The sequence below is a fragment of the Candidatus Rokuibacteriota bacterium genome, from assembly GCA_030647435.1.
Classification (GTDB): Bacteria; Methylomirabilota; Methylomirabilia; order Rokubacteriales; family CSP1-6; genus AR37.
Genome location: JAUSJX010000080.1, coordinates 1 through 23,681 on the forward strand (window position 1 = coordinate 1; position 23,681 = coordinate 23,681).

General features: G+C 65.7%; 25 protein-coding genes. 11 read left to right on the forward strand and 14 right to left on the reverse strand.

From position 1 onward, the window contains the following. Nucleotides 1–570, forward strand: a 570-nt coding sequence (locus Q7W02_14845) for an HNH endonuclease signature motif containing protein (GenBank protein ID MDO8477443.1), incomplete at its 5' end; no start/stop codon positions are given. A gap of 173 nt (nucleotides 571–743) precedes the next feature. On the opposite strand, the gene Q7W02_14850 is transcribed toward Q7W02_14845, so the two are convergent. Further along, nucleotides 744–968 (reverse strand): OsmC family protein, encoded by a 225-nt coding sequence (locus Q7W02_14850; protein MDO8477444.1) that lies wholly within the window; start codon nucleotides 966–968, stop codon nucleotides 744–746. Between the two features lie 3 nt (nucleotides 969–971). Then, entirely contained in the window at nucleotides 972–1,127 is a 156-nt protein-coding gene (locus Q7W02_14855; GenBank protein MDO8477445.1) for a hypothetical protein, read from the reverse strand. A gap of 30 nt (nucleotides 1,128–1,157) precedes the next feature. Between Q7W02_14855 and Q7W02_14860 the strand changes: the two genes are divergently transcribed. Further along, nucleotides 1,158–2,126 carry an NAD-dependent epimerase/dehydratase family protein gene (locus Q7W02_14860; GenBank protein ID MDO8477446.1) on the forward strand — a complete coding sequence of 323 codons (969 nt, stop codon included), beginning with the start codon at nucleotides 1,158–1,160 and terminating at the stop codon, nucleotides 2,124–2,126. Beyond that, entirely contained in the window at nucleotides 2,123–3,070 is a 948-nt protein-coding gene (locus Q7W02_14865) for a D-2-hydroxyacid dehydrogenase (protein ID MDO8477447.1), read from the forward strand. Before Q7W02_14860 ends, Q7W02_14865 begins: the two co-directional genes overlap by 4 nt. 35 nt (nucleotides 3,071–3,105) lie before the next feature. On the opposite strand, the gene Q7W02_14870 is transcribed toward Q7W02_14865, so the two are convergent. The 6 genes from Q7W02_14870 to Q7W02_14895 all read right to left on the reverse strand — a co-directional run bounded on the left by Q7W02_14870 (nucleotide 3,106) and on the right by Q7W02_14895 (nucleotide 8,704). Then, nucleotides 3,106–4,116, reverse strand: coding sequence for a class I SAM-dependent methyltransferase (locus Q7W02_14870; GenBank protein MDO8477448.1), 1,011 nt, complete (start codon nucleotides 4,114–4,116; stop codon nucleotides 3,106–3,108). Between the two features lie 96 nt (nucleotides 4,117–4,212). Then, nucleotides 4,213–5,970, reverse strand: a complete 1,758-nt coding sequence (locus Q7W02_14875) for a carbamoyltransferase C-terminal domain-containing protein (protein ID MDO8477449.1) — start codon at nucleotides 5,968–5,970, stop codon at nucleotides 4,213–4,215. A gap of 21 nt (nucleotides 5,971–5,991) precedes the next feature. After that, entirely contained in the window at nucleotides 5,992–6,519 is a 528-nt protein-coding gene (locus Q7W02_14880; GenBank protein ID MDO8477450.1) for a type 1 glutamine amidotransferase domain-containing protein, read from the reverse strand. A 22-nt stretch (nucleotides 6,520–6,541) separates the two neighbouring features. Next, entirely contained in the window at nucleotides 6,542–7,240 is a 699-nt protein-coding gene (locus Q7W02_14885; GenBank protein MDO8477451.1) for a PDZ domain-containing protein, read from the reverse strand. Beyond that, a complete protein-coding gene (locus tag Q7W02_14890) occupies nucleotides 7,240–7,863 on the reverse strand; it encodes an LON peptidase substrate-binding domain-containing protein (GenBank protein ID MDO8477452.1) in 624 nt (207 codons plus the stop codon). Before Q7W02_14890 ends, Q7W02_14885 begins: the two co-directional genes overlap by 1 nt. A gap of 13 nt (nucleotides 7,864–7,876) precedes the next feature. Further along, nucleotides 7,877–8,704 carry an Mrp/NBP35 family ATP-binding protein gene (locus tag Q7W02_14895; protein ID MDO8477453.1) on the reverse strand — a complete coding sequence of 276 codons (828 nt, stop codon included), beginning with the start codon at nucleotides 8,702–8,704 and terminating at the stop codon, nucleotides 7,877–7,879. 149 nt (nucleotides 8,705–8,853) lie between these two features. On the opposite strand from Q7W02_14895, the gene Q7W02_14900 reads away from it, so the two are divergent. From Q7W02_14900 to Q7W02_14915, 4 genes are read left to right on the forward strand one after another with little or no spacing between them, the layout of a single operon-like run. Beyond that, nucleotides 8,854–9,348, forward strand: coding sequence for a flavin reductase family protein (locus Q7W02_14900; protein ID MDO8477454.1), 495 nt, complete (start codon nucleotides 8,854–8,856; stop codon nucleotides 9,346–9,348). Nucleotides 9,349–9,361: 13 nt separating this feature from the next. After that, nucleotides 9,362–10,441 (forward strand): DegT/DnrJ/EryC1/StrS family aminotransferase, encoded by a 1,080-nt coding sequence (locus Q7W02_14905; protein ID MDO8477455.1) that lies wholly within the window; start codon nucleotides 9,362–9,364, stop codon nucleotides 10,439–10,441. Further along, a complete protein-coding gene (locus tag Q7W02_14910; protein MDO8477456.1) occupies nucleotides 10,438–11,556 on the forward strand; it encodes a glycosyltransferase family 4 protein in 1,119 nt (372 codons plus the stop codon). The genes Q7W02_14905 and Q7W02_14910 overlap by 4 nt, the downstream gene beginning before the upstream one ends. Further along, nucleotides 11,556–13,316, forward strand: coding sequence for an ABC transporter ATP-binding protein (locus Q7W02_14915; GenBank protein MDO8477457.1), 1,761 nt, complete (start codon nucleotides 11,556–11,558; stop codon nucleotides 13,314–13,316). The genes Q7W02_14910 and Q7W02_14915 overlap by 1 nt, the downstream gene beginning before the upstream one ends. Nucleotides 13,317–13,778: 462 nt before the next feature. Here the strand turns inward: Q7W02_14915 and Q7W02_14920 are convergent, their stop codons facing one another. From Q7W02_14920 to Q7W02_14930, 3 genes are all read right to left on the reverse strand, one after another. Next, the gene (locus Q7W02_14920) at nucleotides 13,779–14,801 is read right to left on the reverse strand and encodes a YaaC family protein (GenBank protein MDO8477458.1); all 1,023 of its coding nucleotides are present in this window, start codon (nucleotides 14,799–14,801) and stop codon (nucleotides 13,779–13,781) included. A 360-nt stretch (nucleotides 14,802–15,161) separates the two neighbouring features. Next, complete coding sequence (locus Q7W02_14925) at nucleotides 15,162–15,815, reverse strand: DUF4145 domain-containing protein (GenBank protein ID MDO8477459.1); 654 nt, start codon at nucleotides 15,813–15,815, stop codon at nucleotides 15,162–15,164. 503 nt (nucleotides 15,816–16,318) lie between these two features. After that, nucleotides 16,319–16,834, reverse strand: coding sequence for a site-specific integrase (locus Q7W02_14930; protein MDO8477460.1), 516 nt, complete (start codon nucleotides 16,832–16,834; stop codon nucleotides 16,319–16,321). A gap of 607 nt (nucleotides 16,835–17,441) precedes the next feature. On the opposite strand from Q7W02_14930, the gene Q7W02_14935 reads away from it, so the two are divergent. Together Q7W02_14935 and Q7W02_14940 are read left to right on the forward strand one after the other, a co-directional pair. Continuing rightward, nucleotides 17,442–18,695: a pentapeptide repeat-containing protein gene (locus Q7W02_14935; protein ID MDO8477461.1), complete on the forward strand. Its 1,254-nt coding sequence runs from the start codon at nucleotides 17,442–17,444 to the stop codon at nucleotides 18,693–18,695. A 323-nt stretch (nucleotides 18,696–19,018) separates the two neighbouring features. After that, on the forward strand, nucleotides 19,019–19,510 hold the full coding sequence (locus Q7W02_14940; GenBank protein MDO8477462.1) for a TIR domain-containing protein: 492 nt from the start codon (nucleotides 19,019–19,021) through the stop codon (nucleotides 19,508–19,510). A gap of 144 nt (nucleotides 19,511–19,654) precedes the next feature. Here Q7W02_14940 and Q7W02_14945 read toward each other — a convergent pair whose 3' ends face one another. The 3 genes from Q7W02_14945 to Q7W02_14955 form a co-directional block, all read right to left on the reverse strand. Then, a complete protein-coding gene (locus Q7W02_14945) occupies nucleotides 19,655–20,245 on the reverse strand; it encodes a hypothetical protein (GenBank protein ID MDO8477463.1) in 591 nt (196 codons plus the stop codon). Then, a complete protein-coding gene (locus tag Q7W02_14950; GenBank protein ID MDO8477464.1) occupies nucleotides 20,242–21,369 on the reverse strand; it encodes a toll/interleukin-1 receptor domain-containing protein in 1,128 nt (375 codons plus the stop codon). The genes Q7W02_14945 and Q7W02_14950 overlap by 4 nt, the downstream gene beginning before the upstream one ends. A gap of 125 nt (nucleotides 21,370–21,494) precedes the next feature. Continuing rightward, the gene (locus tag Q7W02_14955) at nucleotides 21,495–22,073 is read right to left on the reverse strand and encodes a TIR domain-containing protein (GenBank protein ID MDO8477465.1); all 579 of its coding nucleotides are present in this window, start codon (nucleotides 22,071–22,073) and stop codon (nucleotides 21,495–21,497) included. Nucleotides 22,074–22,604: 531 nt separating this feature from the next. Between Q7W02_14955 and Q7W02_14960 the strand changes: the two genes are divergently transcribed. After that, nucleotides 22,605–22,784, forward strand: a complete 180-nt coding sequence (locus Q7W02_14960) for a hypothetical protein (protein MDO8477466.1) — start codon at nucleotides 22,605–22,607, stop codon at nucleotides 22,782–22,784. 468 nt (nucleotides 22,785–23,252) lie between these two features. Continuing rightward, nucleotides 23,253–23,681: recombinase family protein (locus Q7W02_14965; GenBank protein ID MDO8477467.1), on the forward strand; the 429-nt coding region annotated here is incomplete at its 3' end.

Below are 23,681 nucleotides of genomic sequence, written 5' to 3' on the forward strand. Positions count from 1 at the left end.
TCCGCGGAAACGTCCCGGCGCCTGGCCTGTGACGCGAGCCGGGTGGTGATGCGCCATGACGAGGAGGGCCGCGTGGTCGAGATCGGGGCCCGGACCCGGACGATTCCCCCCGCCCTGCGGCGAGCGCTCCACCATCGGGACCGGGGCTGCCGCTTCCCCGGCTGCGGCGTCCGCTTCGGCCAGGGGCATCATCTCCGCCACTGGGCGCACGGGGGTCCGACGACGCTCTCGAACCTCGCGCTCCTCTGCCGCCGGCATCACCGAGCGGTGCACGAGGAGGGCTACCAGGTCGCGCGCGGGCCCGACGGGACTCTCCGATTCCGGCGGCCGGACGGCCGCCCCCTGCCGGAGGTGCCGCCGCCGGGAACAGTGCCCGGTGATCCCGTCAAGGCTCTCCGCGCCTGTCATGACTCGAACGGCCTTCAGGTCGGGGCGCGCACGGCGTGCCCCGGCTGGCTCGGGGAGCGGCTGGATGTGGGTTGGGCGATCGACGTCTTGCACCCGCGAGCACAGCGTGCCTCCTGGGCGGGTGACCCGACGCCCCTCGACCGCTCAGGTCTCGGACGTTAAGGTTCGCATCGCAGGAGGCTAAGCATCCACCTCAAGAGCGCGAAAGCGCTGGAGCTCACGATCCTGCAATCGCTCCCGGTACGACCAGACGAAAGGATCTGGTGATCACGCAGCGGATCTTCATGGGGACTCGCGGTGGCAGCATCCTTACCAGTCCGCTCGGCCGTTCTGATTTAGTGGTGGGTAATCGTCACGCCCTCGGACAGGGTGCGGTGAACGGGGCAGCGTGAGGCGATCTCCGCCAGGCGCTGGCGCTGCTCGGCGCTGAGGTCGCCGCCCAGCAGCAGCTCCAGCTCGATGCTGTTGATCTTGCCCTCGCCCGGGTCGCGCTGGAGACGCGTCTCGATCCGGTCGAGCGTCCAGTGCTTGCGTTCGGCGTACAGCCGAACCGTGAGCACCGTTCAGGCGCCGAGCGCCCCCAGCACCGCCTCGGTGGGAGTCGGCCCCGTATCCTCCCCGCCCTTGTCCACGGGCTCGTCGATCAGAAGCCGGTGCGGGCCGATCCGCACCTCGGTCTTCAGATTGCCGAGCCAGGACACCTCGACCGGTCGTGCCATGTCTTCCCCCTGTGCTAGAATTCGCGGGTCATGCGGGTCCTCGTCATGGGCGGCACCGAGTTCATCAGCCTGCATCTGGTGCGCGAGCTGCTCTCGCGCGGCCACGAGGTCACGGTCTTCAACCGCGGCAAGCGCGCCGAGCGCCTGCCGGCGGGCGTCTCGGCCATCGCCGGCGACCGCAAGGACCACGCGGGCCTCCGCGGGCGCCTCGAGGGCCGCCGCTTCGACGGCGTCTTCGACATCACGTACGCCCCGACTCTCGGCGAGGATGTCGCCGCGCTCTTGGCTTCCCTCGAGGGCCGGCCGCACATCATCTTCATCTCCACGGGACGAGTGTACGACCACACCCTGCCCATCCCGTACTCGGAAGAAACGCCGCGCGGCTTCTACTGGGGCGACTACGCCCGTCACAAGATCGCCTCCGAGGACCTGCTCTTCGAGCGCTACCGGAAGGGCGGCGGGCCGGTCAGCATCGTGAGGCCGACGCACGTCATGGGCCCGCTCAATACGCGCAACAACGAGACCTTCTTCATGGACAGGATCCACCGCGGCCGGCCCGTGCTGGTGCCGGGACACGGCGGGTGGCTGCGGCAATTCGGCCACGTGGAAGACCTCGCTCACGCGATGGCGGCCATGCTCGGAAATCCCAAGGCCTACGGCCAGGCCTACAACGTCATGGGCGAGGACACGGTCACCCAGGTCGGCTTCGTCGAGCTGATCGCCGACGTCATGAAGAAGCCCGTCACCTTCCGCCACTTCGACGCGGCCCTGCTCAAGAGCTTCGACAAGCCCGGGCCCGTCTTCGGCCAGAACCTCGTCTACGACTGCCACGCCGTCCACACCACGACGAAGCTCCGCCAGGAGCTGGGCATCCTGCCGCGCTACACGCTTTACGAAGCCCTCGCCCATACCTGGGAGTGGTACCAGCGCGAAAAGCTCGTTGACCGGCCGGTGGACTTCACCTTCGAGGACGCGATCCTCGCCAAGATCGGCGCGTGACCGCCCGCTCCATCCTCGTGTACCACCCCGAGCCCGGCGAAGCCCAAGCCTATGCCCGGCTGATCAAGCAGCCCAAGCCGCCGTTCGCGGTCGCCGTCTGCGCCACGCCCGCCGAGGCGGAGCCGCACATTGCCGATGCCGAGATTCTCTACGCGTGGAACTTTCCGCGCGAGCTCCTGCCTCGGGCGGCCAGGCTGCGGTGGGCGCAGGGCATGGGCGCGGGAGTCGAGCCCTTGATGGTCCCCGAGCTGCCTCGCCGCGTGACGGTGACGCGCGTCGCGGGCATCTTCGGCCCCTGGATGGCCGAGTACGTGCTGGGCTGGTGCCTCTGGCTCACCCAGCGAACCGAGCTGTTCCGCGCCCAGCAGCGTGAGCGGCGCTGGCGACAGGCGGACCCGCTGCGCCTCCACGGGGCGACGCTCTGCGTGATCGGACTGGGGGACATCGGGCGCACCATCGCGGGCGCAGCTCGCGCGTTCGGGATGCGCGTCGTGGGCGTCAGCCGGAGCGGCAAGAGGGTCCCGGAGGCCCAGCGCGTCTACAAGACGCGCGACCTCAGGAAGGCGCTCGCCGACGCCGACTTCGTCGCGCTGACCGTGCCGCTGACGGAGGCGACGCGCGGCCTCATCGGCGCGGCCGAGCTCGCGGCCATGCGGCCTTCGGCCTGGCTCATCAACGTCGCGCGTGGGCCCGTCGTCGACGAAGCGGCGCTCCTCGATGCCCTCCGGGCCAACCGGCTGGGAGGGGCGGTGCTCGACGTCTTCAACGAGGAGCCGCTGCCGCAGGGCCATCCGCTGTGGGAGCTCGACAGCGTAGTGATCACGCCGCACATCTCAGGGCCGAGCACCCCGGGGGAGATCGCCCCCATCTTCAACGACAACCTCCGCCGCTACCTCGCCGGCCGCGCGCTCCGCTACGAGGTCGACCGCAAGCGCGGCTACTAAGGCAAGACGCTGCGGATGAGCGTCCGCGGACGAGTCTACTTGGCGCTGATCCCGACGCGGATGACTTCGCCGCGCTTGGCGAGCCGAACGAGCGGGAGCGTCACCTCGAGGAAGAGCTTGAGCACGCCGTAGACCGGGCGCCACTCGGTGAGACCGGCGAGGGGGGGCCAACCGCGGTCGCGGAGCCAGAAGCCGAGGCTCCAGAGGTAGTAGCGTGCCTTGGCACCGTGCCAGCACCACGCCACGCGGCCGCCGGCCTGTTCGACCGCGCGCTCGAGCGTCTCGGGCGAGAAATGCGAGAGGTGACGCGGCAGCTCGAGCCCCGACCACGCTCTACCGAAGATCGCCGCGCCCAAGCCGCCGGCGTTCGGCACCTCGATGATCAGGAGCCCGCCGGGCGCCAGCCATGCGAGCGCGCGGCGGATCACGGCGACCGGATCAGGCACGTGCTCGAGGACGTGGAAGGCCGTCACCACGTCGAAGCGTCCCGAGGCGAACGGCGCCGTCAGCACGTCGCCCACGTGGAGATCGTCGGTGAAGCGCCGGGCCTTCGCGGCGGCCGCCTCGTCAACTTCGATGCCCGCCACGTTCCAGCCGAGCGCGTGGGCGACACCGAGCGCGCCGCCCGACCCGCAGCCCACGTCGAGGTAGCGTCCCTGCCCCGTCCACGGCGGGCAGTCCCAGCGGATCTTTCGCACGAGCCGCCGGGCGCGGAGTCGCGTCAGCAGTCCAACGGAAGCGTCGCGGAGCTGCGCGTAGCCGAGCGCGCTCGCGAGCGCCCAGCGCGCCGCCTTGACGCGGCCGGGCGAGCCCTTGAAGGGAATCCGGGGCGACGGCTCCTGGTGCCGCGGGTAGTGGTCGGGGTAGCAGTCGGCGAGATGGGCGTCGGCGACGCGCGGCTTCTGGTAGAGGAAGCCGCAGCGCCGGCAGCGCGCGACGGTATAGATCCCGGGAATGGCGAAGGCGCGGTCGGCGGTGGTCCAGAGCGGATCTGCGGCGGCCTCGCCGCAGAGGAAGCACGGGGCGTCCGTCGTGGGAAGGCCCACCCTCACCCTCTCAGCCCTCGCCTCGCCGCTCGAAGCGAGCGTCTCGGCTCGAACTGCGGCCCTCTCCCTCCCGGGAGGGAGAGGGAGAATCTCCCGCTACTTCTTGGAGATCAGCCAATGCCCCACGGCCACGTGCGGCAGGCCGGAGCGCTCGAAGGTGTCCACCGCGTCGGCGGCGCTGCACACCACCGGCTCGCCGTGGAGGTTGAACGATGTATTCAGCACGGCGCCGACGCCCGTGCGGCGCTCGAACTCGCTGATCACCGTGTGGTACTCGGGGTTCCACGACCGCTCGAGAATCTGCGGCCGCGCCGTGGCGTCCTGAGGATGGATCGCGGCCACGAGCGCCTCTCGGGCCTCGGCCCGCGTCGGCATGGCCAGCATCATGTAGGGCAAGGCGTGCTGCTTCGGATTGAAGAGGTAGTCGGGCGCGCGCTCCGCGAGAATGGTCGGCGCGAAGGGCATCCAGAAGTCGCGGTTCTTGATCATCCGGTTGATGAGCGGCACCACGCGGTGGTCCGAGGGGTTCGCGAGGATCGAGCGGTTCCCGAGCGCCCGCGCGCCGAACTCCATGCGCCCCGCGCAGCGCGCCACCACGCCGTCCGACACAAGGAGCTCGGCGATCTTCTCCTCGATCCGGTCGTGGAAGGCGACCTTGTAGCGCCCCTCGAGGCCGCGCTCGCGGATCACCGCTTCGGCGTCCTCGTCCGTGACGCTGTTGCCGAGGTACGCGGGGCCGAAGGGCTGCACCCATCCCGCCACCCCGCGCCGCGCGCACTCCTCGAGGTACCCGAGATAAGCCGCGCCGACCGCGTTCGACTCGTCGCCGCAGGACGGGAAGGCGAACAGCTCCTCGACCCAGTCCTCCTGGCCGATGAGCATGTTCGCCTTCACGTTCATGAACACGCCGCCTCCCAGCGCCAGGCGCGTGCCGCCGTAGCGCTGGTGCATGAGGCGCGCCCAGCGGAGGAGCGTGTCCTCGAGGAGGCGCTGGGCGCCGCCGGCGACCGCGTCGAAGCGCAGTCCCAGCGTGGCCTTGAGCAGGACCGCGTAGCGCTCCCCGGGCTTGAGCCACCGGAAGCGCGCAGGCTTCCCCTCGTCCAGGTCGAAGACCTCGCGCAGGGCGGCTTCGGCGCGCTTGGCGTACTTCTCCCCGGCGTAGGGCGCCATGCCCATGACCTTGTACTCGTGCTCGCCGAACTTCATCCCGAGCGCCAGCGTCACGAAGGAGTAGAAGGCGCCGAGCGAGCCCGGCGACGAGGGCGTCGCTTCATGGCGGGTGAGATCGAGGGACTTGCCCGTCGAGGCCGTGGCGCAGAGGCCGTCGCCGGAGTTGTCGTTGGTCAGGACCAGCGCGTCCCTGCCCTCGAAGCCCGAGCCGTAGTAGGCCGCGGCGGCGTGGCAGGCGTGGTGGTCGAGGCAGACGATCCGATCCCTGGGGATGCCGAGGTGATCGGTAACGAAGGCGAAGCGCTCGCTCTGGGAGATGCCGAACTTGCCGCGCGAGGCGTCGATGAGGCCGAACTTCGCGCCCCACTTCCGCATCTTCTTCTCGAGCGCCCGGCGTGGAGACGGCCACGTGACGCCGTAGTACTCCTTGCCGTAGGCCTCGTCGTGGAGCACCCGGTTGAGCCACTCCCGCGAGGCGGCGCGGGCGCCCGACAGGGCGACGACGTCGATCTCGGCCGGGAGGACGCCGCATTCCCTGAGGAGCGCGTCGATGGCGAGGCGCGGGTAGCCGGCGTCGTTCTTGAGGCGGGTGAAGCGCTCCTCGGAGGCGCAGCCCACGATGCGGCCGTCCCGAAGGACGGCCGCCGTGGCGCAGTGGGTTTCGTTGATGCCGAGGACGATCATCTCCCCGGCATTATATCGGGCCTAGGCGTTTTTCCCCAGCGCCTTGACGATCTCGCGGCAGAAGGCCGGGAGGTCGTCGGGCTTGCGCGAGGTGATGAGGTTGCCGTCGACGACCACCTCCTGGTCGACCCAGGTCGCGCCGGCATTGACCACGTCGTCCTTGATGGCGAAGAACGAGGTCGCCTTCTTACCCTTCAGCACGCCGGCGCTCGCGAGCATCCAGCCGGCGTGGCAGATGGCGGCCACGACCTTGCCCTGCTGCGAGGCCTCGCGCACCAGCTTCACCATGCTCTCGTTGCGGCGCATCATGTCGGGGGCGTAGCCGCCCGGGATCACGACCGCGTCGAACTCGACCGCGCTGACCTGGTCGGCCTGCACGTCCACGTTGACCGGGTAGCCGGCCTTGGAGGCGTAGGACTTGGCGCCGCCCGCGCCGACCACCTTGACGTCGGCCCCCTCCTCCTTGAGCCGGTAGTACGGCACCCACAGTTCCATCTCCTGGTACATGTTCTCCGCCAGAATCGCGACCCGCTTGCCTTTGAGCGTCATGTTTACCTCCGTTGATTGTGAGTTACCGGGACGGCCACGCCGTCATGAGCAGCAGCTGCACACGCTCGGAATCCCGGCGGACGACGAGCGGCAGCGGCCGCTCGAGGGACGAGGCCAGCAGCGCCTCGCGCACGGCGGCCAATGTCAGCACGGGGCGGCCGTTGACCTCGACCAGCACGTCGCCCACCTGGAGCCCCGCCGCCTCCGCGGAGCTCCGTGCCACCACCGCCCCAACGGCGGGCGGGCCCTCCGACAGGCGCGCGACGGCCCCCTCGCCTCGCGCATCGGGATCCCGCACGAGGAAGCCGAACTCCGCGGCGATGCGGTCCGCGGCGACCGTGTCGGGCATCACGCCGACCCGTACCGTGACACCGCGGCGCCCGGCGTCGCGCCGCAGCACCGTCAGCGGCACGGTCTCCCCGGCCGAGGTCGACGCGATGAGCCGCTGGAGCGTCCGTGTGTCGACCACCGGCCTGTCGCGGAACGCCACCACGAGGTCGCCGTTCTTGAGCCCCGAGGCCTCGGCGGGCGTCTCCTTCATCACCTCGACGATGACCACGCCGAACCCCTCTCGCAGCCCGTACTTCTGCGAGATCTCCTCCATCTCCTGCTCAGACAGGTCCCGGATCCGCACGCCGAGCCATCCCCAGGCGGCCCACGCCGGATCGGCCGGCGCCATCGGCGCGAGCAACAGCAGCGCCAGCATCACGAAGCCCTTCATCACCGGTCACCTGTCAGCTGAGTGTAGAGGTCGTCGAGGGCCTCCGCCAGCCGCGAGAGCCGGCGCTCCACGTCCAGCTCTTCGAGCAATGCCTGTCTCACGTCCGCCTCGGGGATGACGGCCGAGGCGATCCGGTCGCACACCGCTCCCGGCGCCGCGCCGGCAAGCGATTCCTCCATCTCGGCCGTGGGCCGTTTCACCGCGCGCAAGATGCCCAGGCACCTGCCGGTGACGCGGGCCGCGAGAGCGCCCACGCCGTCGCACTCGGCGCCGGTCTCGCCGAGCGGAGTGCCCGCTACCATCCGGTAGAGCGTATCGGCCGGCAACTCGCGGTCGATGCGGATACGCCTCTCGCCCTTGAGCAGGATGTTGAAGCGCCCGGACGCGAGGCGCTCGCACTGGACGATGCGGCCGACTCCCGCGATCTGGTACACGGCGGGCTTGCCGTCGTAGGCCGACTCGTATCCCGGCTTGAGCGCGACCACGGCCATCCGGAGGTCCCTCGCGAGGCAGTCCGTGACCATGGCGCGGTAGCGCGCCTCGAAGACGTGCAGCGGCAGCAGCGTGTGAGGGAAAAAGGCCAGGTCCGGCAGCGGAAAGATCGGGACGAAGACCTGGGCCACCGCGGACGCCGGCTCAGCCGATGGTCGGCATCTTGAGCGCCGAGACCGCCTCGAGGCGCGCGGCGACCGCGTCGGCCAGCGCCAGGAAGGCCGCGGCCTGGGCCGAGGCGGGCTGGCCCACCACGATGGGGATGCCCGCGTCGCCGCCCTTGCGCGTGTCGATCTCGAGCGGGATGTGCGCCAGGAGTGGCACGCCGAACTCCTCGGCGACCTTGTCGCCGCCGCCCTCCCCGAAGATGGCGTACTTGGCGCCGGTGTCGGGCGCGATGAAGCAGCTCATGTTCTCGACGAGCCCGAGAATGGGCACGTTGAGCTTGCGGAACATGGCGAGCGCCTTGCGGACGTCGAGCAGCGCCACGTCCTGGGGCGTCGTCACCATCACGACGCCGCCCAACGGAACCACTTGGGAGAGCGAGAGCTGGGCGTCGCCGGTGCCCGGCGGCATGTCGAAGACGAGGAAGTCGAGCGGGCCCCACATGACATCGCGCAGGAACTGCTGGACGGCCGAGTGGATCATGGGCCCGCGCCAGACCAGCGCCTCGCGCTCGTCGACGAGGAGGCCGATGGACATGATCTTGATGCCGTGGGCCTCGACGGGGATGATCTTGTTCTCGAACATCCCGGGCTTGCCCTTGGTGCCCATCATGAGCGGCACGTCGGGGCCGTAGACGTCGACGTCCACGAGGCCGACCGTGTGTCCCTTCTGCTTGAGCGCCAGCGCCAGGTTGACGGCGATGGTGGACTTGCCCACCCCGCCCTTGCCGGACGACACGGCGACCGTGTGCTTGACGTCGGGGATGAGAGCGGCCGCCTGGGGGCCGGGCCTGGGTGTCTCTGCCATGGGGGTTGTCGTCTCCTGAGACTGCGATCGATGTGTCTCGCTGGAGTATAGGGTCCGCCCCTCGCGCGCGTCAAGGAAGAGCGCGCCCGAGTGCGCTCCAACTCCGCAAAGAAGTTGAAAAATCGGCGTGAAACTGCTACAAAAGACGCGTGATTTCACCCGATGAGTTCCGCCGCGTCCTTGGTCACTTCTGCTCGGGAGTGACCGTCATCACCACGATGGACCCCCAAGGCCGCCCCGCCGGTCTCACCGCCAGCGCCTTCACGTCGGTTTCCCTCGCCCCGCCGCTAATCCTGGTCTGCGTGGCCCACGACGCGCACAGCTACCCGGCGCTCGCGGCCGCGAGGCACTTCGCCGTCAACATCCTGGCCGGCCACCACGAGGCCGTGTCCACGCGCTTCGCCACCAAGCCCGCCGCGCACCCCTCGGAGAAGTTCGAGGGCGTCGACTTCCGTCAGAGCGCGCTCGGGCTGCCCGTGCTCAAGGATTCACTGGCCGAGCTCGAGTGCGAGACCGTCCATGCCTATCCCGCCGGCGACCACACGATCTTCGTGGGCCGCGTCGAGGCCGCGGACTCTCGCGGCGACGCCGACCTCGAACCGCTGCTGTACTACCGCGGCAAGTACCGCCGCATCCACACCTGAGGAGGAGTCCGCGATGCCGATTCCCCTGTCACGTCCGCCGGTGGACGACGAGATCAAGACGGCGGTCATCGCGGCCGTCGAGTCGGGCCGGTACATCCTGGGCCCGCAGTGCACGGCGTTCGAGAAGGAATTCGCCGCCTACAACGGCGCCAAGCACGCCGTGCTCACGACCAGCGCCACGTCCGCGCTCTGGATGCTCATCAAGGCCTTTAACGCCAAGGCGGGCGACGAGATCCTCGTCCCGGCCCACACGGCGTTCCCGACCATCGAGGCCATCTGCTTCGCCGGCGTGACGCCGGTCTTCGTGGACGTCGACGACACCTATACGGTGGACGTCAAGGATGCCGTCGCCAAGGTGACGCCGCGCACGGTCGGGTTCATCCCCGTGCACCTCTACGGCCACCCCGCTAACCTTCCCGGGATCCAGGAGCTCTGCGCCAAGCACAAGCTCTGGCTGCTGGAGGACTGCGCCCAGGCCCACGGAGCCGCATGGCAGGGCAAGAAGGTCGGGTCCTTCGGCCGCGCCGGCGCGTTCTCCTTCTACCCCTCGAAGAACCTGACCGTGATGGGTGACGGCGGCCTGCTCGTCACAGAGGACGACGAGGTCGCGGCGCGCTGCCGGCGGCTCCGTGACCACGGCAGGCAGAACAAGGACATCCACGCAGAAATCGGCTTCAACCTGCGCTTCAACGACATCCAGGCCGCCGTGGGGCGCGTCCTCCTGCGCCGGCTCGACGCGATGAACGATCACCGGCGCAAGCTCGCCGCTCGCTACAATGCGGCGCTCGGGGGCCTGCCGCTCGTGCTGCCGACCGAGACGCCGGGCGCGCGCCACGTCTACCACCTCTACGTCGTGCGCACGCCCCAGCGGGACCAGCTGGCGGCCTTCCTCAAGGACAAGGGCATCGCCACGGGCATCCACTACCCCGTGCCCTGCCACAGGCAGCCCGCCGTCGAGTACCTCAAGCCGGGACCGCTCGAGCACACGGAGCGCCTCGTCAAGGAGATCCTGACCCTGCCCATCTCGGCGGGCCACAAGGAGTCGGAGATCGACGAGGTCGCGGCCGCGGTGCGGGGCTTCTTCACGAAGTGAGCGAGCCGCTCAGGATCCTCCAGCTCTATCCGAAGAGCGACTACTTCACGGGCGCCGCCGTCCAGCTGCTCGAGCTGGCGCGGGGCTTGAAGGACCGCGGCCACCACGTGGTCGTGGCGACGCGGCCCGGCGAGGGCTGGGTCGAGAAGTGCGCCGAGGCCGGGCTGCCCTACCACGCCGTGCCCATGCGCTCCGAGGCGGACGTCAGGTCCGTGCCGCCGCTCGTGCGCATCCTCCGTCAGCACCGCATCCAGGTCGTCCACGCGCAGAAGGGCAAGGCGCGGACGCTGGCGCTCATGGCGGGCCTCTTCACGAAGATCCCGGTGCTCATCCTCAACCGCGGCGTCAGCTTCCCGATCGACGCGTTCGGCAGGCTCGGCTACACGACGAAGCGCGTGACGGCCATCGTCGCCGTCTCGGAGTCCATCAAGCGCGGGCTCGTCTCGCAGGGCGTTCCGGCGGACAAGATCCACGTCGTCTATTCAGGCACGGACACGGCCCGCTTCCACCCCAACGTGGACCGGACGCGCGTCCGCCGCGAGCTCGGCCTCGGGCCCGAGCACTACCTCATCACCCAGATCGGGATCCGGAGCCGGAACGGCAACGACGATACGATGGACGCGATGAAGACCGTGGCGGCGCAGGCGCCCCAGGCGCGGCTCCTCTTCGTGGGCGCCAACGAGGCCAAGGCCAGGATCCTCCGCGAGAAGGCCGCGGCCCGGGGCCTGGCCGATCGCGTCCTGGTCTTCCTCTACCGCGAGGACATCCCGGAGATCCTCGCCGCGAGCGACGTCTGCGTGGACGCCTCCTACGCCGGGCTCGGCATCACCGGCACGCTGCGGGAGGCTCTGGCAGTCGAGACCGCCGTCATCGGCACCGAGCTCGAGGGCAACCCCGAGCTCATCACCGACGGCGAGACCGGCTACCTCTTCCCTGCCCGGGACATCGACGCGTTGGCGCGCTGTATCCTGCGCATGATCGAGGACCCGAGCCGGGCCACCGCGATGGCGCGCACGGGACGCAAGCGCGTCGAGGAGGAGTTCTCGGTGACCGCGAAGCTCGACCGGACCGAGGCGCTCTACAGCCGCCTGCTAGGATCCAAGCGCTCCGCCTGATGGCCGCGAAGCCCACGTACCGCCTGCTGCTGAGACTCTGGCCCTATCTCCGCCCGTACCTGCGGTGGCTCCTCCTCGGCGGCTGCTTGGCCCTCGTCGTCTCCTCCTGCGAGGGCTTCATCGCCTGGCTCGTCAAGCCGGCGCTCGACGACATCTTCGTCAAGCGCGACCTCTTCATGCTGAAAGTCATCCCGCTGGTGCTCCTGGGCACCTACGTCGTCAAGGGTTTCGGCCGCTACTGGCAGTCCTATCTCATGGCAGCCGTGGGCGAGCGCGTGATCGCCCGCATCCGGCGGGAGCTCTACAGCCACATCCAGGGCATGTCCCTGTCCTTCTACTCGCAGATGCACTCGGCTGAGCTGATGACCCGCGTCGTCAACGACGTCAACCGCCTGGCAAGGCTGTCCTCCACGGTGCTGGTCATGGCCGTGCGTCAGATGGGCACCATCGTGGCGCTCCTGACCGTCATGTTCATCCGCGAGTGGGTGCTGGCGCTGATCGCCGTCGTCATCTTCCCCGCGGTCGGCGTGCTTTACCGGACGCTCGGGCGCAAGCTCTACAAGATCGCCAAGCGGGCGCAGGAGAAGATGAGCGAGCTCAACATCGTCCTGCAGGAAGCCTTCACCGGCAACAAGATCGTCAAGGCCTTCGGCCGCGAGCGTCTCCAGCAGGAGCGGTTCGACGCGGTGAACGACCGGCTCCTCCGGCTGGCGCTCAAGGACCAACGCGTGGACAACCTGGCCGAGCCGCTGATGGAGATCCTGGGCGCGCTCGGCATCATGGGCGCCATCTGGTACGGCGGCTACCGCGTCATCAGCGGAGTCCTGACCCCCGGCGAGTTCTTTTCCTTCATCGCTGCCGTCATCCTGCTCTACGGCCCGGTGCGCCAGCTGGGGCGCATGATGAACACCGTCCAGCAGTCGCTCTCGTCGGTCGAGCGCGTCTTTGAGATCCTCGACACGCCCCCGACCATCACCGACCCGCCGAGGGCCCAGCCGCTCCGGGACTTCCACGACCGCCTCGTCTTCGAGGGGGTCTCCTTCCGCTACCCGGAGGCCGAGGAGAACACGCTCAGCGACATCTCGCTGACCGTGCGCAAGGGCGAGATGGTCGCCTTCGTCGGGATGTCCGGGGCAGGCAAGACGACGCTCATGGATCTCGTGCCACGCTTCCACGATGTCCTGGCCGGCCGCCTCGTGATCGACGGCCGCGACATCCGCGACGTCTCCGTCGCCTCGCTGCGGGCGCTCATGGGCATCGTCACGCAGGAGACCTTCCTCTTCGCCGACACCATCGGGTACAACATCGGCTACGGCCGACCCGGCGCCACGCAGGCCGACATCGAGCACGCCGCGCGGATGGCGCAGGCCCACGAATTCGTCGCCGCGCTTCCGGAAGGATACGCGACGCCCGTGGGCGAGCGCGGCGTCAAGCTCTCGGGCGGCCAGCGCCAGCGCCTCGCCATCGCCCGCGCCTTTCTCAAGGACCCGCCCATCCTCATCCTGGACGAGGCGACCTCCGACCTCGACGCCGAAAGCGAGTTCCTGGTCCAGCAGGCGCTCGGGGAGCTGATGAAGAACCGCACGGTGCTGGTCATCGCCCACCGCCTGGCGACGGTGAAGCACGCCGACCGCGTGGTGGTCGTCCACAACGGCAGGCTCGTCGAGATCGGCACTCACGAGGAGCTGATGGCGCGCGAGGGCGGGATCTACCGGCGTTTCGCGACGCTGCAGTCCCTCGACGCCCTCTCCGCCAACTAGCGCGTCGTCTACGCCGGGGAGCGTAGGCAACATTAGCCCCCTCCGCCAGCGGTCGCCCCCCTCGTGGCCCCCAGCCCCGTGGCTCCCGTCCCCGTGACATAATCTCCCAGACTCAGACACCCGGCGCCCCAGGAACCGATGCCACAGCCCCGCCTCTCTGCCCTTCCTCTGAGCAGGAGGGGTAGCTCGGCGGGAGCCGTAACACTACAGAACGAAAGGGGAAACATGTCTCGGATGTCCGAGCTGTCTTTAGAACAGGTGAAGAAATCCGCCGTGAGTATCGCGAGACGGCGGTTACGTGGCGAGCTCTTGGCCAGCGTCACGGGCTGAGCCCGCAAAGTATCTATCGACTCGTGGCGCCCGAGCGCTACTGGTTGAGCACACGGCGTCGTGCAGACCGCGAGCTTCGTCGGCTGCGCGAGGAACAGCGCGCAGCGCAGGCGGCGTCGTGAGCCGACCCAGTCATTTGTTGAACACGTACACCTTGTCCGTGATCTTCGAGACGAATGCTCGTAGCGCCGTAAGGGGAGCTGAGGTGACAAAGCCTTCCAGCATCCACGCAGCGCGCGTTTCAAGGAGGTCGTCTAGGTAGTCTGGGCGATAGCGCACAAGCGAGCCTAGGTAGAACATGACGAGGTAGATCGCCGGCAGTTCGGTCATTCTGAAGGGGCCAAACGGGTGTATGAACGGTCTCGATAGAGTAAAGTCACACCCGTCCTCAACGTACTTGGGTTCGATGTAGCCTTCCATGCAACCAAAGAGCGAAACCAGCGGAAGCTCTCTAGGAATGCCGGTGCTCCATGTCGTGACCGTCTTGCTTTGATAGAAGCGATACGCCGGGAGGCTAGTAGCAAAGATGCCAAAGCACTCTCGTGCGCTTTCTTTCGATAGTTCCACTTCCTCGAACTCGTCATCGAAGCGCTGCCTATTCGGTGTTGGCAACGCGGTGAAGTCGTAATCCCTCGGCACTGCAATAGTCCACCAGCCTTGATCATTGGGGAAGTGACCGAGCAAGCGGGCGTAACAGCTATGGTACACTGCCGACCGTCCCAGCTTCGCGGTCTCATACTGATATGCAACCTGGGCAACGTACCCCAAGAGATTCTTGATGTCTAAACGAACACCGTGCGGCAGTGTGGCCTGGACCTGCTGCTGATAGAATGCGGGAAACACGCCGGCGGCGTGGACTTCCACTGCCTGAGCCGCCGTGTCAATGTTAGCTGCATCGATTTTCGATGTGAGTCCATGACGCGCGTCGTACGGCAAGCCACGTACGCTCAATACCGCTTTGGCGAGGTTGAGGAAGCAATAGTAGTAGAGGAGGGCGCTGGAACGGTAGTGCAGAGTGCGGGCCGCGCGGTAGTAAGTCTCCGCTTGACGGATAAAACTCCTGACCAATTTGTACAGCGCTGTAATTTCGGCGTCATTGGTTAGATTGGAGTGGAACTGCACAAGGCGCTTTCCTTCGTCAGGAATTTCGGACACGAAGCGCAAGATCGAGAACAGCTCGTCCGTAATATCTGGCAGGTGTGAGGTTAGTCGGGTAACAGGAGCGACCGACCAGTCTATCTGTGTCCACCCGGTGGAAGCTCTCGCCTGAGGTGACATGGCCGCTTGTTGGGGTTCGTGTCTACACTCGGCGCATCAAGGCTAGCCGCGCTCCTCAGCCCGAGGAGGCGTGGTCGACGTGAGCGACCGCAGGAACAGCCAGCAACTCGCGCACCGATAGTCAACCCCAGCAGCGCACCAGGGAGTACCGTGCACCCACGCCACCTGGCAATGCACACACCTGTGGGCGCGCGATCGAGCCTTGTCGATTACCACGCGCGGGATCACAGTGTGCGCCTACTTCATCGGCTTCTGCCCGGCTTCTCCGAGCTTCTTGTTGAGCGCGTCCTTCTTCGCGGCCAGCCTTGCGGGCTCCACGAAATAGAAGTCGAAGAGCGACTCAAGGACGTCGAGCGACCACTCGGCCTCACCGGGCTCCACGTCGAGGATCTCGCCCGTATGCTTGCTCTTGTTCGGGTGGGCAGCGAACTTGCCGATCTGCCGAATGGCGTCGATTGCCTCAGCGAGATGTGTAGGCAGGGTCTTGCTTGCCAGAACCTCGCTGATCTCCTCGTAGAGATCGCTCGGCTTCACTCCAGCCTTCTCTCGGAGAAGAAGTTGCAAGCAGCGGCGGCTCAAGGCTGCGCTCGCCTTTGGGCTGTCAGCGAGCACGAGGCACGCCTCGCGGTAATCGGTCGCGAATGGGTCCGTTACCTCAGGGGGAAGCGGTGCCCGCGCGATGCCCCGGGGCCAGGCCGCCACATCTCGAAGAGGCTTTTGGTTCCCATCGGCCGTCCTCAGCCCAATGATCGCCCGCCTACAGGTAGGACACTTCGTGGCGCGAACGTGCCAGTAGCTGTTCTCGTCGGTGAGGTAATCATCGTGCGGCCACATGATGAGGGCGTCCGTCCACGAATCGTGGAACTCGACAAGGCAATGCGGGCACTTCATCGAGACCTTGCCTTCTTCTTCGACCAGCGAGCGCGCGCAGCCCTCCGTGCGGACTCCCGCCGCTGCTCGGCGGTGAGCTTCTTCGCGCGAGCGAGGCCTCCCATGCGCGCCCCACGACGCGCGAGGGTGCCCATGTAATCACTGAGCGCTGCCTTCAATTCTGCCCGAGTGGGTTTCGCCACCGCTTGATTCTGCCATAACAACGCCGCCTTACGCAACATCATCATGCGTGCCCTGAGCACGCTTGACAATGCGTGCACGAGGCAGGCATACTAGTTGGCACAGACGTTGATAGCCGCACCAAGGAGGGAGCGGTGGTCGAGGGATTGAAGCTTGGGAGTCCGGTGCACTTCATCGGGTACGGCGGCGCGCAGATCGGCACCGTTGTTTGCATCGGCAAGAAGAACGTGAGCGTAGGCAACATTAGCCCCCTCCGCCAGCGGTCGCCCCCCTCGTGGCCCCCAGCCCCGTGGCTCCCGTCCCCGTGACATAATCTCCCAGACTCAGATACCGGGCGCCCCAGGAACCGATGCCACAGCGCCCTTGCCCCGATGCACGTGGATCATCAGGCGCTGGCTGTCGATGTCGGAGACCTCCAGATACTGCGCTTCCTGCAGGCGCAGGCCGCACGCGTAGACCGTGCTCAGGAAGGCGTGGTTACGGGGCGTCCGCACGCACCGCAGGATCGCCCGCACCTCCTCGCAGCTCAGGATCGCCGGCAGGCGCGCCTCGCTCTTGGCGCGCAGGATGTCGAAGAGATGCCAGTTCCGCTGCAGCACGTGCACGAAGAAGAACCGAATGCCGCAGTAGCAGATGCGCATCGTGTTCGGCGACCAGTGGTCGACGTTGCGCCGGCGCAGGAAGTACGCTTCGAGTTCGGGCTCCGTGATCTCGTCGGGAGTCGTGCTGTAGAAGGTGCTCAGCATCCGTACCGCGCGGGTGTAGGCTTCCTGCGTGCGTTCGCCTTTGCCGTTGAGCTGCAGGGCGTTGATGGAGCGCTGGTACCAGTCGGTCATCATGGGTCTCTCCTCCGCGGTAAGAGTGGGCACCTCGCCGTGCGATGCACGGTGCTCCCCGAGGAGAGCAGAGGGAGGCTGGCCTGGCTAGACCGGCGGTCGAGACACCCGGCTGGATGGAGAGCTACTCTGGTGGCAGATGGAACCTGCCGCGAAGCGGCTTACTTGAACCCGGTCGTGCAGCGGGCCGCGCTGCTGCCGAGCGTTGTGCGTCTGCTGTTGGCGAGCTTCCTTGAGGGTGTGGCGGGGGAGGACGGACCAGAGAAAGGGGATGGGGCGCGGTAACTGAACTTGCTCCCGTCGAGGCTCGGACCGCCCAAGAGGCGCGGCGGCCGCCGTCGTGCCTGCTCCGCGAGGCGTCATTCGTGCTGATTCGGCCGGTCCGCCGGCCGATTGACGGCGGCGGTGTGTCTGGGATAGCATGCCGCTCACCCGGGCCGGCTCGCTCGACCCGCGAGGAGGCCGCTGATGTGCACCGTGGCATCGACTCCTGGGGCGACCGGTGTCTGAGTATGGCACCTTATGTCACGGGGATGGGGCCGCGAGGGGGGCGCCCGCCGCCGGAGGGTGCTAGTGTTGCCTACGCTCCATCGACCATCGTGATATTGCTATGGCGAACCCTGCACACCTAGACGTCCTCCTCCGGGGAGTGGCGGCTTGGAACGAGTGGCAACGTCAGAATCCTGAGGCCCGGCCGGATCTTGGTGGAGCCGACCTCTCTAACCGTGACCTCGCGCGCGCGAATCTCGATGGCGCGGATCTATCCGGAGCACGTCTGATCAATGCGGATCTGTCGGGCGCTCGCCTGCACTTCGCCAATCTGAGTTACTGCGATCTGCGGGGCGCCAACTTGAGGGACGCTTACTTGATCCGTGCGAGGATGCGCGGTGCAAATCTGAGCGGGAATAACTTGAAGGGGCACACGCTCAGAAAAATCGACTTTCGTGGCGCCGATCTCAGTGGCGCCGACCTTCGCGATTCGAATCTGAGTCGGACGAGTCTCGCCCTTGCGGACCTGCGCCGAGCGGACCTACGGGGGGCCGTCTTTGACGTGAGCTCGGCCTGGGGCGCGAAGGTTGATAGCGCACGATTGGTCGGCCTTTTGAGAGTCGACGAGTCCCTGTCATATAAGGCGGCGGACTCTGAAAGCTTCCTGGCCCTGGCGACAGTGGAGGGCCTCGAGGCTGTTCACCCGGATAGTCACGCCTTCGTCAGTGACTACATCTCTCGGGCGTTCGCCTACGCCCATCGAGAAGATATTCCGGAGCCGACCCACCAGAAGGAGTTCTATCAGGCTGCTCTCGAACGGATACGGGCCTTGATCTTGTTGTGCAGCTTTGATGAGACGCGCTCGGTGGCTACGGTTGCGGGTGTGATCTCGGATGAGCTGATCAGGCACCTCCAACGAAATCCCCGGGCTCTCCATGAGCTACGACCCCGACAGTTCGAGGAACTGATCGCCGAGATACTAGCGAGCTATGGGTGGGAGGTTCAACTGACTCCCGCGAGCAAGGATGGCGGCTACGACCTGTTCGCGATCTCGAAGGACGTGGCCGGTGTCACGACGTCATGGATTATCGAGTGCAAGAAGTTTGCGCCAGAACACAAGGTTGGCGTCGAGATCGCCCGGGCATTGTACGGAGTTAAAAGCGATCTTCGCGTCGCGAACGCGATGCTAGCGACAACCTCACACTTTACTGCTGGTGTGGAGAAGTTTAAGGCGTCGCGCTATGACTTTGATCTCAGGGACTACGGGGGTGTAGTCGAATGGATCAATACCTATCGACCCAATCCTGGTGGGACGCTGTATATCCACGACAGCCGGCTGCTGTGCCGACGCGCCGTGGGTAAGCCTCGCGACTAGAGGCGCTGCCCTCGGCCTGTTCCCGGCTCTCGCGTTTTGGGGATTGGACGCTTTTCTATCTGTGTCAGGAGAGGCTCTTTCGCAAGCTCTATGACGATATTTGCAGGACTTTTGGAAGTGAGGATGCAGTTACCTTCTCTCTGAGCATCAAACCAGATAGAAACAGGGTGCTCGCTTGGAGGCGAACATTGTTCTCCAAAACCGTTGCAGGAATCCACGCCCCCTTGGTCGGCGTGGTCGTCATTGTCGGTTCTCTCATCCACCGTGATTCGCTTCTCTCGTTTGTGGGCCATGTTGTCGCCCTCTTTCGAGGGAAATAGGCCGTGGCGCGCCGAGTATTCTTTTCCTTTCACTACGACTGGGATATCTTTCGCGCCAATCAGGTCAGGAATGCCAACGTCGTCGTCGGGCCAGACTTGGCAGGGTACTTTGACCATTCTGAGTACGATGAGGCCAAGCGCCAAGGGGACGACGGAATCCGACGGATGATTCTTCGTCACCTTGATCGCACCACTGTGACCGTAGTCCTTATTGGCACCTACACTGCCATTCGGCCTTGGGTCAGGGTCGAAATCGCTGAATCAATCAAGCGCCAGAACGGTCTCCTCGGCATTTTCATCAATCACCTATCGGACCATCGCCAAATGGTTTCGGCTTTTGGACCTCCTCCCGCCATCCCGCCCCTCGTGGACTTCCCTACGTACCCCTGGGACGGGAACATCAAACGGTTTGCCGATGCGATTGAAGCCGCAGGGAAGCGCTCGGATGCGCTCAGAAATCCGCCGCCATTGACAGGATTCAGGAGGTTGAGATAGCAAGAGGGTTAAGCCTCCCCTTCCCGGTTCTTGGTGCGAAGCTGAGGACTCAATAAGGAAGGAATCGCATTGACTTGAAGCCCTGTCCTCTCTTAGGATCTCGCGCCAATCACACCCCACGGAGGCCACCAATATGGCCACCTTCTACAGGTGTAGAAGCTCTTCAAAGAAGGGCCGGTAAACGAATTCCTCTCGCAGCCTGTTTTCCCAACCTCTTGACAGATACGGCAGGATGTTGTCGCGGTATCTGTCAAAGAGAATCCGAGCGGCCGCACCCGTAGATGCTATCGGGAAGGCAGGTGTCCCGGTCCATCTACGCGAGAACAAGTCGAATTCGTCTTCGACGCCTTCCATCCCTCCAATAAAAAAGGCCGCTTCGAACGGGCCCTCGTTGAGCATGAGGTCCCGCATGAGCCTGAGGCTGGCGTCCCGATCATTCGAAACCGCTGGCGTCCAGACGAGGTCGGTGAATTCTCGACTGTCGCGGGGTACGACGCTCTCGAAGAAGCGAGACTGAAAGATCCTGACTTTGTCCATCGCGTCGAGGCCATGAGCTATCAGGCGTACGAGTGGTGATATTGCAGGATGGCCGCCGAAGACAAGCGTCGTGTGATGCAGTACAACGGTGGCTAGCGCACTTACCGATTCACGGATGGCGATTTCGTCAGCCGTGTCGATGTAGCGGGGATGACGTCGGGGATCTGGGATGCTCGCGGATAGGAATACCGGTCTCATGGTCCGCTCGCTATCCATGCATTCAGTTCGGTGACCGGAAGTGCTCTGAGCGGCAAATAGCCGTTAAGCCACGTCAGGTGCAAGGTCTTCTTGTCCCACATACCGAGAGGGTCATAGACCACCAAGCCATCCAGCGGAGGGTTGCCACAACCATCGAAGCATTGATGCAGTTGGTGCGAGTCCGGGTGACCGACAAGGGGGAATGCGCGGATAGGCGTCGGTCTGCCTGGACGGTGCAAGTCGATGCAGTATCCAGGCTGAATATCAATTCCCCAGCCAGCCGTGGAGACACGCTGACACAACTCGCCGACCAATCTTGAATGCCGTGCCGCTAAGGAACGCGCTCTTAGAGCTTCTGCCAATGTCATGATGCGGTGGAGCGACGCGGCAGCGAGCTCTGAACGTTCGCCGATGGGCGCGGGGCCAGAAGCAAAGTCATCGGGTTCTAGGTAGAACGGCACACAAAAGTCGGTCCCGGGCGAACGTGCGTGGCCGGGCCATACTAGTTGAAGAATCCCTAGGCAGAGTGCGTGCGCGCGGGCGAGTTCCTCTCTGACCCAACGGCTGGAAAGCGCTGCTGGGGAATCCAATAGGATGAGCAAGTCCGCATCGGCCATCTGGTCCCACAGTACTGATTGGAACTCAAAACCAGAGCGAATGCTATGAGTGTCGAGAAAGACGTCAAAAGATCTGTCGTCGAACGCCCGGTACAGCTGCTCAGCCACGCCGCGGGTATCACTTCTACGGTAGGTGATAAACACAAGCCGCTTGGCACGTACCAAGCGGAGCTCTTCCAGTAGGCGCTGGGCAACCGATTCGAGGGCTGGGTCTTCAGGGGGGACGACCGTACCGTTCACTTCGTGAAGCGACGCAGGTACCTGAGTCTTGTATCCCGCTAGTTGCGGAACAACGGGAAGGATAAATATGCCGTGGTGACGAAGGGTCGCTACTGCTGCGGCCGCTTGAGGGGTTTGGGCTGGCCCTCCAAAGTAGACGGCGACAGTGGGTGAGCGATTGTCGAGCCCAGCCATCATCGCCTCGGTGAAGAGTGCCAGGGCATCTGCTGGGTCAATGCCTAGGTCTGCCATTCGCTGGTGGAGCGTTGCGTTGAGAACAGGAGTCATGCGGTGCGGGACTTCCGGTTCAATTGTTACGATCTGATACTTGGTAGTTAGTGGCATGTCACGGGCGGCCAGGTGTGCCTCTGGGATGCATCTTAGATAAAAGTGTGTGCCGTCGGGAGTGTCATCTACTTCGCTTTGTCAACCCAAGTCGCGAAATTGTTATATCCATCGTTACTGGTCCAGTCGTAGCAAGCGACCCAACCGGAAAGCTTGAAGCCCTTACCCCAATGTTCACGGGCATAAGACGTGGCCTTTGGCCCGAGGTCACGATATACCGTCCATGTTGAACCGTTGTGCTCATAGTAAGTGTGCGTGCGGCCATCGTCACTCACAACAAAGCCAAGATAGCCAAAAGGATCTCGACCTTGGGCGAACGTCTGTTGGTTCTTGTCTGGGATCGAGTTTATGTGGACGCCCAGGAGAGCATTGCCGCGGTCGTAGCTTTTCAGTATCTCGTATCGTACCCAGCGGCGACTCCACGTCGCTGAGCCAATTAAGGCACAGGTAACTGATGTGTTCTCAAGGTTGAGATTGACGAGACGCTTCACCGCGTCGTCGCCGTGCCGCTGCGCATCTTCCCATAGAGAGGCGTCAAAGAAACCAGCGTCGCCTTTGTCCTTGGTGATGGAGTGCTTTCTCACCACGTTTGCGCGAAACGTTTTGACATCTTCATAGTGGAAACTGAAAAACACACGGGAAGCCATCTGAGTGTGTCTCCTACGTACCAGCCAGCCGATGCGTTAGTTCAGGATCGAGGCGCTCTCGGCCTGAGCTGGGAGAGCGTAGGCAACATTAGCCCCCTCCGCCAACGGTCGCCCCCCTCGTGGCCCCCAGCCCCGTGGCTCCCGTCCCCGTGACATAATCCCCCAGACTCAGATACCGGGCGCCCCAGGAACCGATGCCACAGTGCACATGAGCGCCCTCCTCGCGGGTCGAGCGAGTCGGCCCGGGTGAGCAGCATGCTAGGCCAGACACACCGCCGCCGTCAATCGGCCGGCGGACCGGCCGAATCAGCACGTATGCCACCTCGCGTCACAGGCACGACGGCATCCGCCGCGCGCCCGAGACGCTACGATCAGGACGCGGCGGCGCCGGACGCGGGAGGGGCGGGGCCGGGACTCTGCCCCGAACGGGAGAGGTCCAGGTGCGCGAGGATCTTTCGGATGACCACGGGATCGTGCAGCGTGGCGATCAGGCGCAGCCGGCCCCCACAATGGGCACACGCCAGGACGTCAATGGCAAACGCCCGGTGCATCAGGGCCGCCCAGCTCCAGGCGCGCGAACGAGTCTTCACCCCGGTGCCGTCTGGATTTGCGGCCAGCGGCGCCACCGTGGACCCGGGCGCCGGCGCCGCGCGCCCGTACGCGACCACGCGCGCGCGCCACCGGGCGCGGGAAGCCGTTACATTCTACTGAGAGATCGAAAGACGTCACCGTCCACTACCGCTGGCACCCACTCTACGGCCAGATGGCCCGTGTCAACCGCGGCGTGCCGTCTGCCAACGGCGAGGTGCTGTTCTGCGAACTGCCGGACGGCACGCGAGGCACCCTGCCCGCGTGGATGACGAACGCGGCCGCATGTGCGGTCCTGACCGTCGGACAGCCGGTCGTGACGATCACCGCTCTGCAGGAGCTCCGGGTGTTGCTCGATGCTGTTGTGGCTGGCGAATCAGACCCCACCGGTGCATCAATGCCCTCAAAGGAGGGCTGCCATGCGCCGAACGCGTCCATCGAGACCCGCCCGCCAGATCCTGCTGTTCCCGCCCGCCGGGCCCGAACTCCGCGTGGAGCTGGCGGCCCCGCAGCGACGGGAACTGATCCGAGCGTTGGCCGAGCTACTCCTGCGCGCCGCGGCCGACGCCAGCGCAGCCCAAGGGGCAGCGCATGATGACCGATAGGATCACCGCGAATCATTTGAAGCGAGCGGCCATCGTCTACGTCCGCCAGTCCAGCCCGGAGCAAGTGCGCAACCACGGGGAGAGCACCCGGATCCAGATCGGCCTCCGCGACAAGGCGGTCGCCTTCGGCTGGCGCGACCCCATCACCATTTTGGACGACCTCGGCACCTCGGCCGGCGGCTTCGCCCACCGAGCCGGCTTCCAGCACATGGCGGCCGAAGTCTCTCTGGGCCATATCGGCATCATCCTGTGCTTCGAGGCCTCCCGGCTCTCGCGCAACTCCAAAGACTGGGCCCAGCTGTTCGAGATCTGCGGGCACCTCGATACGCTGGTCGCCGATCTCGATCAGGTCTATGATCTGGCCTTCCCCAATGATCGGCTGATCCTCGGCGTGAAAGGCAGTGTCAGCGAGTAC

Excerpts from the sequence above, each read along its gene's own strand:
- Q7W02_14860 (MDO8477446.1), top strand. The coding sequence starts at position 1,158 with ATGCGGGTCCTCGTCATGGGCGGCACCGAGTTCATCAGCCTGCATCTG.
- Q7W02_14855 (MDO8477445.1), bottom strand. The coding sequence starts at position 1,127 with ATGGCACGACCGGTCGAGGTGTCCTGGCTCGGCAATCTGAAGACCGAG.
- Q7W02_14945 (MDO8477463.1), bottom strand. The coding sequence starts at position 20,245 with ATGAGACCGGTATTCCTATCCGCGAGCATCCCAGATCCCCGACGTCAT.
- Q7W02_14955 (MDO8477465.1), bottom strand. The coding sequence starts at position 22,073 with ATGGCTTCCCGTGTGTTTTTCAGTTTCCACTATGAAGATGTCAAAACG.
- Q7W02_14930 (MDO8477460.1), bottom strand. The coding sequence starts at position 16,834 with ATGATGACCGACTGGTACCAGCGCTCCATCAACGCCCTGCAGCTCAAC.
- Q7W02_14935 (MDO8477461.1), top strand. The coding sequence starts at position 17,442 with ATGGCGAACCCTGCACACCTAGACGTCCTCCTCCGGGGAGTGGCGGCT.
- Q7W02_14875 (MDO8477449.1), bottom strand. The coding sequence starts at position 5,970 with ATGATCGTCCTCGGCATCAACGAAACCCACTGCGCCACGGCGGCCGTC.
- Q7W02_14960 (MDO8477466.1), top strand. The coding sequence starts at position 22,605 with ATGGCAAACGCCCGGTGCATCAGGGCCGCCCAGCTCCAGGCGCGCGAA.
- Q7W02_14950 (MDO8477464.1), bottom strand. The coding sequence starts at position 21,369 with ATGACTCCTGTTCTCAACGCAACGCTCCACCAGCGAATGGCAGACCTA.
- Q7W02_14880 (MDO8477450.1), bottom strand. The coding sequence starts at position 6,519 with ATGACGCTCAAAGGCAAGCGGGTCGCGATTCTGGCGGAGAACATGTAC.
- Q7W02_14905 (MDO8477455.1), top strand. The coding sequence starts at position 9,362 with ATGCCGATTCCCCTGTCACGTCCGCCGGTGGACGACGAGATCAAGACG.
- Q7W02_14895 (MDO8477453.1), bottom strand. The coding sequence starts at position 8,704 with ATGGCAGAGACACCCAGGCCCGGCCCCCAGGCGGCCGCTCTCATCCCC.
- Q7W02_14915 (MDO8477457.1), top strand. The coding sequence starts at position 11,556 with ATGGCCGCGAAGCCCACGTACCGCCTGCTGCTGAGACTCTGGCCCTAT.
- Q7W02_14925 (MDO8477459.1), bottom strand. The coding sequence starts at position 15,815 with ATGAAGTGCCCGCATTGCCTTGTCGAGTTCCACGATTCGTGGACGGAC.
- Q7W02_14885 (MDO8477451.1), bottom strand. The coding sequence starts at position 7,240 with ATGAAGGGCTTCGTGATGCTGGCGCTGCTGTTGCTCGCGCCGATGGCG.